The organism is Stenotrophomonas sp. 14P6.2.3, from assembly GCF_057799055.1.
In genome coordinates, this window is the sequence record NZ_JBYOLA010000003.1 from 255,013 (window position 1) to 269,376 (window position 14,364).

14 protein-coding genes are annotated in these 14,364 nt (G+C 67.6%); 4 read left to right on the forward strand and 10 right to left on the reverse strand.

Features of this window, described 5'->3' with window-relative positions; genetic code table 11:
* Positions 1-57 precede the first annotated feature (57 nt).
* The 3 genes from AC27VL_RS04680 to AC27VL_RS04690 all read left to right on the forward strand — a co-directional run bounded on the left by AC27VL_RS04680 (position 58) and on the right by AC27VL_RS04690 (position 4,267).
* Positions 58-1,596, forward strand: a complete 1,539-nt coding sequence (locus tag AC27VL_RS04680) for a TerC family protein (protein ID WP_488765670.1) — start codon at positions 58-60, stop codon at positions 1,594-1,596.
* A gap of 82 nt (positions 1,597-1,678) precedes the next feature.
* Positions 1,679-2,815 carry a metallophosphoesterase gene (locus AC27VL_RS04685; RefSeq protein WP_488765702.1) on the forward strand — a complete coding sequence of 379 codons (1,137 nt, stop codon included), beginning with the start codon at positions 1,679-1,681 and terminating at the stop codon, positions 2,813-2,815.
* Positions 2,816-2,992: 177 nt separating this feature from the next.
* Positions 2,993-4,267, forward strand: coding sequence for an MFS transporter (locus AC27VL_RS04690; protein ID WP_488765703.1), 1,275 nt, complete (start codon positions 2,993-2,995; stop codon positions 4,265-4,267).
* A gap of 4 nt (positions 4,268-4,271) precedes the next feature.
* Here AC27VL_RS04690 and AC27VL_RS04695 read toward each other — a convergent pair whose 3' ends face one another.
* Positions 4,272-5,219, reverse strand: a complete 948-nt coding sequence (locus tag AC27VL_RS04695) for a nucleoside hydrolase (RefSeq protein WP_488765671.1) — start codon at positions 5,217-5,219, stop codon at positions 4,272-4,274.
* Positions 5,220-5,373: 154 nt separating this feature from the next.
* Here AC27VL_RS04695 and AC27VL_RS04700 point away from each other — a divergent pair, with 154 nt between their 5' ends.
* The gene (locus AC27VL_RS04700) at positions 5,374-5,712 is read left to right on the forward strand and encodes a hypothetical protein (RefSeq protein ID WP_488765672.1); all 339 of its coding nucleotides are present in this window, start codon (positions 5,374-5,376) and stop codon (positions 5,710-5,712) included.
* 180 nt (positions 5,713-5,892) lie between these two features.
* On the opposite strand, the gene AC27VL_RS04705 is transcribed toward AC27VL_RS04700, so the two are convergent.
* The 9 genes from AC27VL_RS04705 to mdcA form a co-directional block, all read right to left on the reverse strand.
* Entirely contained in the window at positions 5,893-6,612 is a 720-nt protein-coding gene (locus tag AC27VL_RS04705) for a GntR family transcriptional regulator (protein ID WP_100551820.1), read from the reverse strand.
* A gap of 105 nt (positions 6,613-6,717) precedes the next feature.
* Positions 6,718-8,085: an SLC13 family permease gene (locus AC27VL_RS04710; RefSeq protein WP_100551821.1), complete on the reverse strand. Its 1,368-nt coding sequence runs from the start codon at positions 8,083-8,085 to the stop codon at positions 6,718-6,720.
* A gap of 117 nt (positions 8,086-8,202) precedes the next feature.
* On the reverse strand, positions 8,203-9,123 hold the full coding sequence (gene mdcH, locus AC27VL_RS04715; RefSeq protein ID WP_100551822.1) for a malonate decarboxylase subunit epsilon: 921 nt from the start codon (positions 9,121-9,123) through the stop codon (positions 8,203-8,205).
* A complete protein-coding gene (mdcB, locus tag AC27VL_RS04720) occupies positions 9,120-9,977 on the reverse strand; it encodes a triphosphoribosyl-dephospho-CoA synthase MdcB (RefSeq protein WP_100551823.1) in 858 nt (285 codons plus the stop codon). The genes mdcH and mdcB overlap by 4 nt, the downstream gene beginning before the upstream one ends.
* Positions 9,974-10,624, reverse strand: a complete 651-nt coding sequence (gene mdcG / locus AC27VL_RS04725; protein WP_100551824.1) for a malonate decarboxylase holo-[acyl-carrier-protein] synthase — start codon at positions 10,622-10,624, stop codon at positions 9,974-9,976. Before mdcG ends, mdcB begins: the two co-directional genes overlap by 4 nt.
* Entirely contained in the window at positions 10,617-11,321 is a 705-nt protein-coding gene (gene mdcE / locus AC27VL_RS04730) for a biotin-independent malonate decarboxylase subunit gamma (protein ID WP_100554065.1), read from the reverse strand. Before mdcE ends, mdcG begins: the two co-directional genes overlap by 8 nt.
* A gap of 2 nt (positions 11,322-11,323) precedes the next feature.
* Complete coding sequence (locus AC27VL_RS04735; protein ID WP_488765674.1) at positions 11,324-12,232, reverse strand: biotin-independent malonate decarboxylase subunit beta; 909 nt, start codon at positions 12,230-12,232, stop codon at positions 11,324-11,326.
* Positions 12,229-12,549 (reverse strand): malonate decarboxylase acyl carrier protein, encoded by a 321-nt coding sequence (gene mdcC / locus AC27VL_RS04740; protein ID WP_191077491.1) that lies wholly within the window; start codon positions 12,547-12,549, stop codon positions 12,229-12,231. Before mdcC ends, AC27VL_RS04735 begins: the two co-directional genes overlap by 4 nt.
* 10 nt (positions 12,550-12,559) lie before the next feature.
* Complete coding sequence (mdcA, locus tag AC27VL_RS04745) at positions 12,560-14,203, reverse strand: malonate decarboxylase subunit alpha (protein ID WP_488765675.1); 1,644 nt, start codon at positions 14,201-14,203, stop codon at positions 12,560-12,562.
* Positions 14,204-14,364: the final 161 nt, after the last annotated feature.

Genomic DNA, 14,364 nt, shown 5'->3' on the forward strand with positions numbered 1-14,364 from the left:
GCCTCGCCGCACACCTGCACCGCACCACTTTCCCCTTACTGACGAAACGGACCTGAAATGGAATGGTTGGCTGACCCCTCGATATGGATGGGCCTTGCAACCCTGGTCGTGCTGGAGATCGTTCTCGGCATCGACAACCTGGTGTTCATCGCGATCCTGGCCGACAAGCTGCCGCCGCACCAGCGCGACCGCGCGCGGGTGATCGGCCTGGCACTGGCGCTGCTGATGCGGCTGGTGCTGCTGGCCGCGCTGGCCTGGATCATGAAACTGACCGAACCGCTGGTCACCCTGTTCGAGCACAGCTTCTCCGGGCGTGATCTGATCCTGCTGGGCGGCGGTCTGTTCCTGCTGTTCAAGGGCACGATGGAACTGCACGAGCGGCTGGAAGGCCGCGAGCATCACGAAGATGGCAAGAAGGTCTACGCCAGCTTCGCGATGGTGGTGGCGCAGATCGTGGTGCTCGATGCGGTGTTCTCGCTGGACTCGGTGATCACCGCCGTCGGCATGGTCGACAACCTCGGCGTGATGTATGCGGCGGTGACCATCGCGATGGTGCTGATGCTGCTGGCCAGCAAGCCGCTGACCCGCTTCGTCAACAAGCACCCGACCGTGGTGGTGCTGTGCCTGGGCTTCCTGCTGATGATCGGTTTCAGCCTGGTGGCCGAGGGCCTGGGCTACAGGATTCCGAAGGGGTACCTGTACGCGGCCATCGCGTTCTCGATCCTGGTGGAAGCGTTCAACCAGTGGATACGTTTCAACCGCGAGCGCAACGAGCAGCGCCAGCCGTTCCGCCAGCGCACCGCCGACGCCGTGCTGCGCCTGCTGGGCGCGCGGCAGGCCAATGGCCACGATGAAGAAGAAGCCGATGAACGCGGCAGTACCGAAGAACGCCTGCAGCCGGCCGAGCACGAGATGATCCGCAGCGTGCTGGGCCTGGCTGACCGCCCGGTTTCGAGCGTGATGACCGTGCGTGCCGACGTGCAGTGGATCGACATGGCGCGCGGTGACGACGACGTGGTCGCCCGCCTGGTGGCGTCGCCGCATACGCGGATGCTGGTGGGCGACGGTGACCTGGACAGCCTGCGTGGCGTGGTGCAGAGCCGCGACCTGCTGGCCGACCTGCTGCAGGGCAAACCGCTGCAGTTGGAAGGCAACCTGCGCGAGCCGCAGTACGTGCTGTCCAGCGCCAGTGCGTTGCAGGCCCTGGAGCTTATCCGCCAGCATCCGGTTCCGCTGGCGGTGGCGGTGGACGAGTACGGCAGCGTGGAAGGCCTGGTGACCGCCAACGACCTGCTGGCGGCCATCGCCGGTGATCTGGCCGATACCCAGGACGAGCGCTATGGCGTGGTCGCGCAGGGCGAGGACTGCTGGGACGCCGACGGCGCGCTGACCCTGGACGACCTGCAGCGGCTGGCCGGCGTGTCGCTGCCGCGCAGCGCGGACTACATGACCATCTCCGGGCTGGTGCTGGAACAGCTGGGGCGCCTGCCCGACATCGGCGACACGCTGGAGGTGGCCGGTATCCGCATCACCGTGCTGGCGATGGAGAAGCGCCGCATCACACGATTGCGGGTGGAGCGCTTGCCGGAGGCGTGACGACGACAGGGCCGAGCCCGTGCTCGGCTCTATCCATTGCCATCTTCTGCCGTCACCATGGCGGGCCTGTTTACCGTTCTGGATTGTCGTAGTGCTGAGTACGATTGGTTTTCTGATGGGCCTGTATGTGGCCTGGCGCCTGTTCTGGCCGCTGCGCCTGCCTGTCTGGTTGAAGGTGGTGCTGTCCGTGCTGCTGGTGGGCATTGCCGTGCAGCTGCGCATCGTCGCCAGCTTCTGGGGCACGATGGCCTCGCCGGAAATTCCGAAGATGGCCATCGCCACGCTGGCCACCGGCTCCACCGCGGTGCTGCTGCTGGCCCTGGCGCTGCTGGTGCTGGACGCCGGACTGTTGGCTGCCCGCCTGTTGCGCGCACCGCGTGCCCTGTCTGCACTGCGCAGCAGGGCGCTACGCCCGTCCGTTGCGGTGCTGGCACTGCTGCTCAGCGGCTTCGGTGTCAGCCAGGGCATGGCCGTACCCCAGCCGCGGCAGATCGAGGTGGCCATCGCCGGCCTGCCGCAGGCCTTCGATGGCTACCGCGTGCTGCAGCTCACCGACATCCATGCCAGCCGCCTGCTCACCGGCGACTGGGTGCGCCAGGTCGTAGCAGCAAGCAATGCGCTGCAACCGGACCTGGTGGTGATCACCGGTGACCTCATTGACGGCAGCGTGCAGGCGCGCCGCAACGATTACACCCCACTGGCTGACCTGCGTGCGCCGGACGGGGTGATCGTCATCACCGGCAACCACGAGTACTACGCGCAGTACAGCGAATGGATGCAGGCGTTCCGCGCGCTGCACATGCAGGTGCTGGAAAACAGCCACACCCAGGTGCGTCGTGGTGATGCAGCGCTGACCATCGCCGGGGTGACCGACCCGGTGGCCTCGCGCTATGGCCTGCCGTTGCCCGACCTGGAGGCCGCGCTGGCTGGTGCCGACCCGGCCGCGCCGGTGATCCTGCTAGACCATCGGCCACGCAATGCACGCGAAGCGGCTGCACGCGGGGTGAAGCTGCAGCTTTCCGGGCACACCCATGGCGGCCAGATCATCGGCATGGACCAGCTGGTGAAGCGTGCCAACGGCGGCTTCGTTTCCGGCCGCTATGCGGTGGATGGCATGACGCTGTACGTGAGCAACGGTGCCGGCCTGTGGGCGGGATTCCCGGCCCGCATCGGCGTGCCGTCGGAGATCACGTTGATCACCCTGCGCCGGGCGCCGTAACAGAGTGGGGTCGGATCCCTTTGCCAGCGGCAAAGGGCTCTGACCCCATTTAACCCGGGGGGCATCCACGCATGGCGTGGATCTACTGCGTTCCTTCCGGGGCATCCACGCATGGCGTGGATCTACTGCATCGTCACTGCCGCCATGACACCCTTCGGCGATGAAGGAAAACACGCAATGACTGCGGGGCGGCAGCGCTCGATGTGGGTGGCCGGCCTGTCCACGGTGGTGGAGTGGTACGACTTCACCCTGTACCTGTACTTCGCCACGGTGCTGTCGCGGGTGTTCTTCGGCGGCGGCCAAGAGGCGATGCTGGTTACTTTGGCCGGCTTCGCGGTGTCCTACCTGATGCGTCCGCTCGGTGCGCTGTGCTTCGGCCACCTGGGCGACCGGCTCGGCCGGCGCTGGATGCTGCTGGCCTCGATGGCGCTGATGGCGGCTGCCATGTTGGCCACCGCCTTGCTGCCGACGGCGGCGACCGCCGGTGCGACTGCTGGCGTGCTGCTGTTGATCCTGCGCTGCGTGATGGCATTCTCGGTGGGCGGCGAATACACCGGCGTGGTCGCCTATCTGCTGGAAAGCGCGCCGGTGCGACGACGCGGCCTGGTCACTTCGTTGGCCTCGGCGGCCAGTGAAGTAGGTGCGTTGCTGGCGGTGGCGATCTCCGCCCTCACGGTGGCGCTGTTGCCTGCGCCGCAGCTGGACAGCTGGGGCTGGCGAATCCCGTTCTTCTTCGGCGCGGCGCTGGCACTGGTGATCCTGATCGCGCGTTCGGGCATGCACGAATCGCCGGAGTTCGAACGGCAGCGACGCGAAGGCAGCATTCCCGCCACGCCGCTGCGGCATGTGCTGCGCAACCATCCTGGTGCGGTGGCACGCACGTTCGCGATTTCCGCACTGGGTTCGATCACCTACTACGTGGGCATCACCTATGTGCCGGCGTTCCTGCATGCGCAGGGACACGACGAAAGCGATGCGCTGTGGCTGTCGACCATTGCAGCGGTGGCGGTGATCGCGATCACTCCGCTGTGCGGCGCGTTGTCCGATCGCTTCGGGCGGCGTCCGCTGCTGCTGGGGCTGACGGTACTGGCGGCGTTGCTGCCGTTGTCGATGTTCGGCTGGATGGCGTCTGCTGCGCCGCTGGGCATCGTGCTCGCAGCGGTGGTGCTGGCCTGCGTGGCCGGTGGCATCAGTGCCGTGGCGGCACCGGCCACGGCAGAACAGTTCCCGGGCGAGGGCCGGGTCAGTGGACTGGCGTTGGGGGTGACCATGGCCACCGCGGTGTTCGGCGGGGCGACGCCGTGGTTGGCGCAATGGTGGGTGGAACGCAGCGGATGGTCAGCAGCGCCGGGGGCGATGATCGCGCTGGTGGCAGTACTGGTGCTGCCGGTGCTGTGGACGTTGCCGGAGACCGTGCCGAAGACCCGCCCCGTGTCCCGGGGCGGGCAGTGAGCGCTTAGACCTTCAGGGTCTGCTCGATGTCGGCCAGTACCGCAGCCGCATCGACGCCGATGGCAATCGACTGCAGCACGTGGCCATCCCACACGCTGGGGCCGAAGCCCATGCCTTCCGGCTTGGGAATGGTCATGCCGCGGGCGACGCCGTCGGTGGCCACGCGCACGCTGGCGCGCTCGAACTGGAACAGTTCCGGGCGGGTCAGGGCGATGCAGGCGCAGCAGTCGTGCACGACCATGCCCTTGTGGCCTGCCTGCAGGTAGAAGTCCACGTAGTCCTGCGACAGGGCGCGCACCAGTTCGGCATCGGCGCCACCGATGGCGGCCAGTTTGTCCAAGCCGTCACGGTCCATTTCCACGCGGGTGGTCACGTCCAGGCCGATGGCGGTCACCGGCCAATGGGCGGTAAACACGATGTCAGCCGCTTCGGCGTCGCCCCAGATGTTGGCTTCGGCCGCCGGGGTGATGTTGCCGTTGACGTGGAACGCACCGCCCATCAGCACGACGCCGCGCACCAGACCGGCGATGTCCGGTGCCTGCTGCAGGGCCAGCGCCAGGTTGGTCATGCGGCCGACTGCCACCAGGGTCACTTCGCCCGGGTGGGCGCGGACCAGGTCGATGATCAGCTGGTGGGCCGGGCGGCCGTCGGTGGCCACATCCAGGGCCTCCGGCACCGGGTGGTTGCCCAGGCCGTTGTGGCCATGGATATGCACCGGCCAGGCTTCCGGAGTGGCTTCGGGCTGCAGCGGGCCTTCAGCGCCGCGCGCGATCGGCGCGGACAGGCCCCAGGCCTGCTTCAGGTACAGCGCGTTGTGCGTGGTCGACTCCACCGAGGCATTGCCGAAGGTGGTGGTGACGCCGATCAGGTCGATCTGCGGGTGCTTGTGCAGGTACAGCAGCGCCAGCGCGTCGTCGACGCCCGGGTCGGTATCGAAAATGACTTTCAACATGTTGTTGTTCTTCTTCTTCCGTGTGGTGCAGGGGGGCCGGCGGCCCCGAGGGCAGGCCGGCGCGCCCTACATTGTCCCATCTTCATGACAGCCAGGGCGAACCGGCGGCGGTGGTATCGTCTGCGGGCCCGAACCCGTCGCAAGGAGCTGCGCCATGCTGGCTGTGACCCTCGTCCTGATTGCCCTGGTGCTGGGGCTGAACCTGGTGGCCAGCTTCGTGGTGCTGGGACGCGACGACCTTCCCGTCAGCAGCCGCGCCGGGCAGCTGCTGGTGGTGTGGCTGCTGCCGCTGGTCGGCGCAATCCTGTGCATGGCGATGGCTACCGCCGATGGCTCACCCGCGCGCGCCGATGGCAGTGGCGGTGGCGCCTATGATTCTTCCGGTGGTTCTTCCGGCGACAGCCACAGCCATCCCAGCTACAGCAGCTCGGACTGCGGCAGCGGCGACAGCGGTGGCGGTGGTGACGGCGGCAGCTGCGGCGGCGGCGATTGAGGAGACGTTCCAGGTTGCCGGCCAGCGGCCGGCACTACCGTGACCTGGCCTCGCCTTGGTAGTGCCGGCCGCTGGCCCGCAACCTCGAGACGTCACGCCCTGGTAGTGCCGGCCGCTGGCCGGCAACCTCGACAGGTCACGCCCTGGTAGTGCCGGCCGCTGGCCGGCAACCCGATGAACTCAGCTTCCGCCTTCGGTCGGCAACGGCGCAGGCACGTTCAACAATCCGCCGCTGGCCACATACGCGGCCAAGGCCTGGCCCTGGCTGAGCAGATGCCGCTCCATCGTGCGTTCGGCGCCGGCCGCATCGCGCTGGCGGAAGCACTCCATCAGTTCGCGGTGTTCAGCCAGCGACTGCGCGGTGCGGCCCGGGGCCAGCAGCTGGCGCCCGCGATGCATCTTCAGGATACGGTGCAGGTCGTGGGTGATGCGGATCAGCCACGGGTTGCCGGCGTAGTGCTGCACCGTCTCGTGGATGAGGTAGTTGTTGCGGTAGTACTCGGCGATGTTGCCGTCTGCGGCCGCCGTTTCCATCGCTGCGTGCAGGTCCTCGAGCTGCTGCACGCCGGCGTCGTCGATGTGCTTGACCGCTTCATGCGCACAGCGTCCTTCCAGCATTGCCATCACCGGGAACAGCTGGTTGAGGTCTTCCAGCGTCAATCGGGTCACCCGCGCACCGCGGCCGGCATCGATCTGCACCAGGCCTTCGGCGGCGAGCAGCTTCAGCGCTTCACGCAGCGGCGTGCGGCTGATGCCCAGTTCCTCACACAGCGCCGGCTCGTCGATCCACTCGCCCGGTGGCAGGCGGTAGTCGTAGATCCGCTCGCGCACGTGTTCGGCCACCTCCTCATACAGAGGGGCGCGCTTCTTGGGTGTACGTGGAGCAGGAGCGATGGCCATGCACAAAGTGTAACGCCAGGTAGTGCCGGCCGCTGGCCGGCAACCCATGATCGCTGGATGGCTTCATGAGATTGCCGGCCAGCGGCCGGCACTACCGTTGGCTGGTTACATCCAGCCCGGCACCACGAACACCAGCCAGGCCAGCAGTGGGCCGAATGCCACCACCAGGCCGCTGTAGACCAGGAAGCGGCGGAACAGCGTTTCGCGTTCTTCCTTCGCGGCAGAGGCCACTACCAGTGCGCCGTTGGTCGAGAACGGGCTGACATCGACGATGGTGGAGGAGACCGCCAGCGCGCAGATCACGCCGGCGGCGCTGAGATGGCCCTGCATCAGGAATGGCACGGCCAGCGGAATGGTGGCACCCAGCACCGCTGCCGACGAGGCGAACGCGGAGACGATGCCACCCACGTAGCAGACCAGCAGTGCGCCCAGCAGCGGGATGCCGATGCTGGAAACACCGTGGCCGATGAAGTCCACGGCACCGGCATGTTCCAGCACGCCGATGTAGGTGACCACGCCGCAGATCAGCAGCACGGTGGACCAGCTGATGCCATCCACCGCACCCTTCTGGCTCTGCGGCGACAGCAGTGCCAGCACCACCGCAACGGTGATCGAGACCAGGCCGACGTTGAGGTTGTAGATCAGTGCGGCCACGCCCAGGCCGAGCAGGCCGATCAGGGTGAACAGCCGCTCGCGGGTCAGGCCCACCGCATCCAGTGCCACCGGATCGTTGGACAGGGTGCCACCACCGGCCGCGACCAGCGCACCGTGGCCTTCGATGGCGAACTGCCGCGACGAGGCCTGCGGACCACCGGCCATCGCCAGTTCCGCCGTGCCGACCGTGCCCGCCGCAGTGATCGAACCGCGACGCAGCAGCGCGATGCCGCCGAAGGCGAAGAAGCAGATCGTGGCCATCATGAAGTTGAAGCCGAGGCTGGTCAGGAACACCGCCATCTCGGTGACTTCCAGCCCGGCCTTCTGCACCACGCCATTGGTGATGCTGCCGTACACGCTGATCGGCGAGAAGCCACCCGCCTGCGCACCATGAATCACCAGCAGGCCCATCATCAGCGGGTTGATGTGGTACTGCTTGGCAAAGCGCAGTGCGACCGGGCCGATGATCGCCACTGCGGCCGGGCCCAGCGCACCGAAGGCGGTCAGCACGGCGGTGATCACGAACATCACCCACGGAATGGCCACGATATGGCCGCGTACTGCTTTCACCGCCCAGTGCACCAGCAGGTCGATGGTGCCGTTCTTCTGCGCGATGGCGAACAGGTAGGTGATGCCGACCAGGGTCAGGAACAGGTCACCCGGGAAGCCAGCGAGGACTTCCTTGCCCCCCATGTCGACCCAGAGACCGCCGACGATGAAGGCCAGCGCGAAGGCGACGGCACCCATGTTGATCGGCATCGCGGTGGCGACGATGAACATGATCACCAGACCGATGATCGTTGCAATTTGTGGAGTCATGCGCCCTCCCAGACACCTGATTCGCGTACTGCACGGATGGAAGCCCGCCATCCCGGGGTATGGCCTGTTACGTACTGCGCGTTACGTACTGCTCAAACCCGCTACTGCTCAAACCCGTTACTGCAGCCGCTGCAGCGCGCTGCGGACCCACGCCGCCGCGCCGTCCAGGCTCTGGAATTCCTCGATCGCGCGCACCTCGCAGCACGGATAGGCGGGCGCGATCATGCGTGCCGGCGCGTTGCCCGGGCCCAGCTGCAGGAACACGCGCGCGCCGCGCTCGAAGGCCTGGCGCATCACCTGTGCCCACTCGATGGTCTGCGCCAGCTGCGCGGACAGCGTATGCACCGTCGTCGTGGTGTCGCGCACCGGCCGTGCATCGATGCCAGCCAACAGCGGCAGGCGAGGGGCATGCAGGGTGGTGGACTGCAGCGCCACCGCAAACGGTTCGACTGCCGCCGACAGCAGTGGCGTGTGCGCCGGCACATGCACCGGCAGCAGGCGCACCTCCGCGCCCTGCGCGTGCGCGGCAGCGGCCAGCGCCTGCAGTGCCTGCTGCGTGCCGCCGATGATGAAATGATCTGCGCCGTTGGCGATGGCCACGTGCGCGCCATGGGTTTCGCACAGCGCCTGCACAGTCTGTCGATCCAGCCCCAGCACGGCCTGCATACCCGCACCGGTGGGACTGGCGGCATCCATCAAACGCGCGCGCTGGGCAGACAGCGAAAGGCAGGCGGTGGCATCGAAACTACCGGCGACGGCATGCGCCGCCAGTTCGCCGATGCTGTACCCAGCCACCACGATCGGGCTCGGCAGGGTGTCGCGCAGGACATGCCATTGCGCGATGCTGGCGGCGCACAGCAGCGGTTGCGCTCGTGCGTTGTCGAAGCGGTCGTCGGCGGCCGCGGCAGCGAACACGTCGCGGCCCAGAACGTCGCCCGCCGCGTCCAGTACCGCGCGTGCAGCGGCGATGCCACGCACGCGGTCGAACATCGCCGGATGCTGCGCACCTTGTCCGGGGCAGAGCAGGGCCAGGCTCATGCACCCTCCTGCTGCAGCAGGAACCAGGCGCAGGCCAGCAGATCGGCACTGCCACCCGGGCTGAGCCGACGCATCACGAAGGCATCGCCCATGGACTGCAGGCGCATGCGCCAGTCCGGCGCGAAGGCCCCGCCCGAGGAAAGGAATGTGGTCGCTTGTTGCTGGGCCCAACGCAGACCCTCGGCGCCACCTCGGTGCAGCAGGTTCAGATCGTCCACCTGTGCCACCAGTTGCATCAGCGTGTGGCACAGTGCGGCATCGTGCGGCAGGCCGTTACCCAGCGCGTGGCGCAGGGTAGGCAGGGCCAGCTCGCGCAGCACCGGGTAACCGGCGGCGGCCTGTTCGCGTACCCCGCAGACGCCATGCCGTGCACGCGCGCGCTGTCCCGGGCTGTGCGGGTCCAGTGGCGCCGCGATCAGCGCGTCTTTCCATTGCTGGACCGCCAGACACACCTGCGCGGCGGATACGGCCTGGCCATGCACGCGCCGGCACCCAGCCGCGGCGGCCACCAGCAAGCCAAGGCTGAAGATCGCACCGCGATGGGTGTTGATGCCGGCGGTGGCGGCCAGCATGGCCGCTTCGGCGGCAATGCCGTGATCGCGCAGCATCGTGAAGGGGGCACCCGCGGCACCGGCCCTGGCCACCGCAGTGAAGTAGTGGCGCAGGGCGAACAGGCTGCGCAGGAACGTGCTGGCATCCATGTCGTCATGGCTGCCACTGTTGAACGGCGTGACCAGGCCCGGTTTCGGGGCGCAGGCCAGCTCGGTGTGCAGGCTTGCAATGGCCAGCCGTCCCAGGCGTGCGCTGTCGACCGTCGCGCCGCATGCAGGCAACGGCTTGCGGGCGGCACTCATGCGATCGCCTCGCGCGTGGCGAACAGCGTATCGCGCGCTTCCAATGCGGCTCCGTCCAGGCGCTTCACCAGCACCTGCCGACTGCGGCCGGCAAGTTCGCGCCAGTTCACCGCGCCGCCATCGGGCAGGCACAGCTCGCCATCGAGACGATGCGGATGGCGGCTCTCCCATGCCAGCAACTGCGCGATCAGCGCCTCGGCCTGCGCGGCATCGGTCACCTGCCACAGCAGGTCGATGTCGGAACGCTCATGAACGTAGGGCAGGGCAGTCAGCCATTGCCAGGCGAAGGCGCCGAACACCCGGGCCGGGGCCAGTGCCTGCAGGTCGTGAAGTGATTCCTGCCATGCCTGCGGCACAACGGCGTCGCCTGCTGCCAGCAGCTCACTCAATGCCGGCGGTGCGTGCATGCGAGCAACGTGGCGCAACGGCACGCGCAACGACAGGCGATGCTTGCCCTCGGCCGGTGGCAATGGAACGCCCAGTCGCAGGCGCGGATCGGGATCATCCGCTGCACGACGCGCCACCACCGCAGGCAGGCCCTGCGCCAACCATGCGGCAAGGCGCGGCTCGTGCGTGGGCACGTCGGCCCGCCAATCGGCATCGGCCGACAGCCAGACCAGCGTGTGCCGGGCAGGCCGCTCAGGCATTGCCCTGGCTCACGGCAATGGCCACCTGCGCAGCCAATGTGCGGCCACCGCGTTCGGCGCCCAGCGCGGCGCGATGGTCACCGTCGGCGGGTGCGCGCAGTGCATCCAGCAGGTGACGCGCCAGATCACCATCCCACAGCGATTGCACTGCGCCCATCGCCACATAGTTCTCCACGCCCGGCGCGAACACCGGCGAGGTCAGGCTCAGCGCCTGCAGTTTTTCCAGCGGCTGCTTGGTCACCCGTGCCATCGCGCGCAGGTCCATCACCCGCACCTGTGCATCGGGCAGGGCATGGATGTGGTCGGCCATCAACCCGAACGACAGGAAGCCGCCGCTGACCGACTCGCCATACACCAGCGTGACCAGGCGCGCGCCACGGCGGCGGGCCAGGTCCAGGGTCTGTGCGAGGTGGGCGAAGTAGCCGTTGATGCCCAGCAGTTCATCGCGGCGCGCCAGCCGCTGGCCGGCGGTATCGACCAGCATCACGATCGGACGCTGCGGATGTACAGCGGTGCTGGCCAGCACGGTATCGGCCAGCACCAGGGCGTGATCCACGCCCACTTCGATCTTGTCGGTGGTGCCGATCACCGTCACCTCGCCGTCGTCGGTGGTCGCTGATCCGGTCAGTACCGAATCGTTTACCGCGATTGCGTGGCCACGCGGGAACAGCGCGTCCAGCAGCGTAGTCAATGGCAGGCTCATGGCAGGCTCCGGTGCGCGGTGGCGGCAAGGAAGGCATCGGTTTCCAGCAGCGCCAGGCGTTCTGGATCCGCAATGCCCTGGCGCGCCCAGATCTGCAGTCCATCGTTGCAGTCGCCCCATGCTTCCACGCGCGCTTTCAATGCGGCGTGGCGTGCCTGCAGCGCGGCCAGCGCCGCGTCGGTGTCGGCGCTGGCGGTGTCTGGCTGCAGCGCATCAAAGGCCGCCTGCGCAAAGGCGCTGATCGCATCGGGTACCAGCACCTGCGCCTGGTCGATCAGGTAGCGGTGCTTGCCGCCGGTTACCCGCCACACCAATGCGCGGTCGCGCGAATCGAATTCCTCCACGCCGCGCACGGTCTCGATCACTTCCGGGCCAGACAACGACAGCCGCCCCTCCTCGGACATGATCACCGTAGTGCAGCAGCGGGCGACGATGCCCATGCCGCCGAAGGCGCCGTTGCCACTGCCGATCAGCGCCACTACCGGAACACCGGCTGCACGTGCACCCAGGGTGGCGCGCATGATCTCGGAAATGGCGATCAGGCCGGCGTTGGCTTCATGCAGGCGCACACCACCGGTATCGAGCAGCAGCAGCACGCCGTCGGGCCGGGTATCTGCCGCGCGGCGCAGCAGGCCGGTCAACTTGGCGCCATGCAGCTCACCGACACCGCCGCCCATGAATTCACCCTGCTGCGCGGCCACCAGCACGTATTTATCGCGCAGGCGTCCTTCGCCGACGACGATGCCATCGTCGAAGGCGGCTGGTTGGTCCAGCTGCGCCAAGTGCGGGCTGATGGCGCGCTGGGCCGGGCCGAGAAACTCACGGAACGAACCTGCATCAAGCAGTCCGCCGATGCGCGCGCGGGCATCGGCTTCGTAATAGCTGTTGCGTTGTGCGAGCGTCATGGCTGGCCTCCGGCGTGCAGGGTCTCTACCGCCTGGTCCAGGCGCAGGCTGACCACGGCCGGTGTGGCGCCGGCATCGTTTATCGACACACGTACATCGCGTAGGGGGTGACGCTGGGCGAAGTCGGCGATCACCGCCTGCCATACCGTGCCGAAGCCACGCGCGGCGGTGATGATGCGCACCGTCATCGCACCTTCCAGGTCGGCCGGTTCCAGCAGGATTTCCAGGTTGCCCGAGGCCAGTACGCCCACCAGCACGGCATCGGTGGGGAAGCGGACAGGCGTCGTGCCGTCGAATCGATAGTCGAGGGTTTCCATGGCGTTCCCCTTACCAGTTGCGGAAGCGCTTGGGCGGGTCGTACAGACCGCCGGACCAGCGCACCAGGTCTTTCACCGAACGCGCGGCAAGAAGATCGCGGCTGGCATCGCGCACGTTGATGCCGAGATCGTCCGGGCGGCGGATCACTCCGCGGTCGCGCAGGTTTTCCACCATCGCGCGGTCGCGGCCCCTGCCGACGGCGGTGTAGCCGGCCACGCCGCGGATCGCCTGCTCGCGTTCTTCCGGGCTGCGGCAGAGCAGCAGGTTGGCGATGCCTTCCTCGGTCAGCACATGGCTGACGTCGTCGCCGTAGATCATCACCGGCGGCAGCGGCATGGCTGCGCGTTCGGCCAGCTCCCAGGCATCCAGTCGGTCGACGAAGGCCGGCGCCATGTGCTCGCGGAAGGTTTCCACCATCTGCACCACCAGCTTGCGCCCACGCGGCATCTCGCCCGGTCGCGCGGCCTGCTGGCCTGCCTTGATCCAGGCGTCGCTGGCATGGCGACGGCCGCGTGCATCAGAACCCATGTTGGGTGCACCACCAAAGCCTGCGATGCGGTCGCGCGTTGCGGTGGAGCTGTTGCCCTGCAGGTCGATCTGCAGGGTGGAGCCGATGAACATGTCGCAGGCATACAGTCCTGCAGTCTGCGAGAACGCACGGTTGGAGCGCATCGAACCGTCGGCGCCGGTGAAGAACACATCCCCGCGCGCGGCGATGTACTTCTCCATGCCCAGTTCCGAGCCGAACGAGTGCACCGATTTGACGAAGCCCGATTCGATGGCGGGAATCAGCGCCGGGTGTGGATTGAGCGCCCAGTGCTGGCAGATCTTTCCCTTCAGCCCCAGCGATTCGGCGTAGGTCGGCAGCAGCAGTTCGATCGCCGCGGTATCGAAGCCGATGCCGTGGTTGAGCCGGTTCACCCCGTACTCGGCGTAGATGCCCTTGATCGCCATCATCGCCATCAGCACCTGGATCTCGGAGATCTGCGCCGGGTCGCGGGTGAACAGCGGTTCGATGTGGTTCGGGCGCGGCGCCTGCACCACGAAGTTGACCCAGTCGGCAGGAATGTCGACGCGGGGGAGGGTATCGACGATCTCGTTGACCTGGGCGATGACGATGCCGCCACCGAATGCGGTGGCCTCCACGATCACCGGCGTGTCTTCGGTGTTGGGGCCGGTGTAGAGATTGCCGTGGCGGTCGGCGGCCTGCGCCGCGACCAGTGCCACGCGCGGGGTGAGGTCGATGAAGTAGCGGCCGAACAGTTCCAGGTAGGTGTGGATGGCGCCGATCTGGATGCGGCCCTCGGCCACCAGGTTGGCCAGCCGCACCGACTGCGGCCCGGAGAAGGAGAAGTCCAGTTTGGAGGCGATGCCGCGCTCGAACACATCCAGGTGCGAGGGCAGCGACAGCACCGACTGCACCATGTGCAGGTCATGCACCCTTGCCGGATCGAGGTCGGCCAGCGCCTGGGCGAGGAAGTCGGCCTGCTTCTGGTTGTTGCCTTCCAGGCAGACCTTGTCGCCCGGCTCCAGCAGCGCGTGCAGCAGATCGGCGATGTCGCCGGCCGCCACATCGTGGCCCTTGGCCCATGGCGCGGCGCGCTCCAGCCGCGCCTGGCGGCCCCGCTCCAGCGTGTCCCAGCTCGGGTTCATCGACGGACTTCCGAATGGCGTTGGAATAATTACGCCATAATTATGGCGAACTGTGCAACCCGCAGCGCAGCAAAGAAAAGGCCCGCGCGGAGGCGGGCCCATTCAGGTGGGCCACGACCGTTGGTCGTGGCGGAGCGTCGGCCGACCAACGGTCGGCACCC

What these genes read in the sequence shown, in the direction of transcription:
- AC27VL_RS04695 (WP_488765671.1), bottom strand. Translation starts at nt 5,219, where the DNA reads ATGTTGAAAGTCATTTTCGATACCGACCCGGGCGTCGACGACGCGCTG.
- mdcG (WP_100551824.1), bottom strand. Translation starts at nt 10,624, where the DNA reads ATGCCTGAGCGGCCTGCCCGGCACACGCTGGTCTGGCTGTCGGCCGAT.
- AC27VL_RS04680 (WP_488765670.1), top strand. Translation starts at nt 58, where the DNA reads ATGGAATGGTTGGCTGACCCCTCGATATGGATGGGCCTTGCAACCCTG.
- AC27VL_RS04690 (WP_488765703.1), top strand. Translation starts at nt 2,993, where the DNA reads ATGACTGCGGGGCGGCAGCGCTCGATGTGGGTGGCCGGCCTGTCCACG.
- AC27VL_RS04735 (WP_488765674.1), bottom strand. Translation starts at nt 12,232, where the DNA reads ATGACGCTCGCACAACGCAACAGCTATTACGAAGCCGATGCCCGCGCG.
- AC27VL_RS04710 (WP_100551821.1), bottom strand. Translation starts at nt 8,085, where the DNA reads ATGACTCCACAAATTGCAACGATCATCGGTCTGGTGATCATGTTCATC.
- mdcH (WP_100551822.1), bottom strand. Translation starts at nt 9,123, where the DNA reads ATGAGCCTGGCCCTGCTCTGCCCCGGACAAGGTGCGCAGCATCCGGCG.
- mdcB (WP_100551823.1), bottom strand. Translation starts at nt 9,977, where the DNA reads ATGAGTGCCGCCCGCAAGCCGTTGCCTGCATGCGGCGCGACGGTCGAC.
- AC27VL_RS04700 (WP_488765672.1), top strand. Translation starts at nt 5,374, where the DNA reads ATGCTGGCTGTGACCCTCGTCCTGATTGCCCTGGTGCTGGGGCTGAAC.
- mdcA (WP_488765675.1), bottom strand. Translation starts at nt 14,203, where the DNA reads ATGAACCCGAGCTGGGACACGCTGGAGCGGGGCCGCCAGGCGCGGCTG.
- mdcC (WP_191077491.1), bottom strand. Translation starts at nt 12,549, where the DNA reads ATGGAAACCCTCGACTATCGATTCGACGGCACGACGCCTGTCCGCTTC.
- AC27VL_RS04705 (WP_100551820.1), bottom strand. Translation starts at nt 6,612, where the DNA reads ATGGCCATCGCTCCTGCTCCACGTACACCCAAGAAGCGCGCCCCTCTG.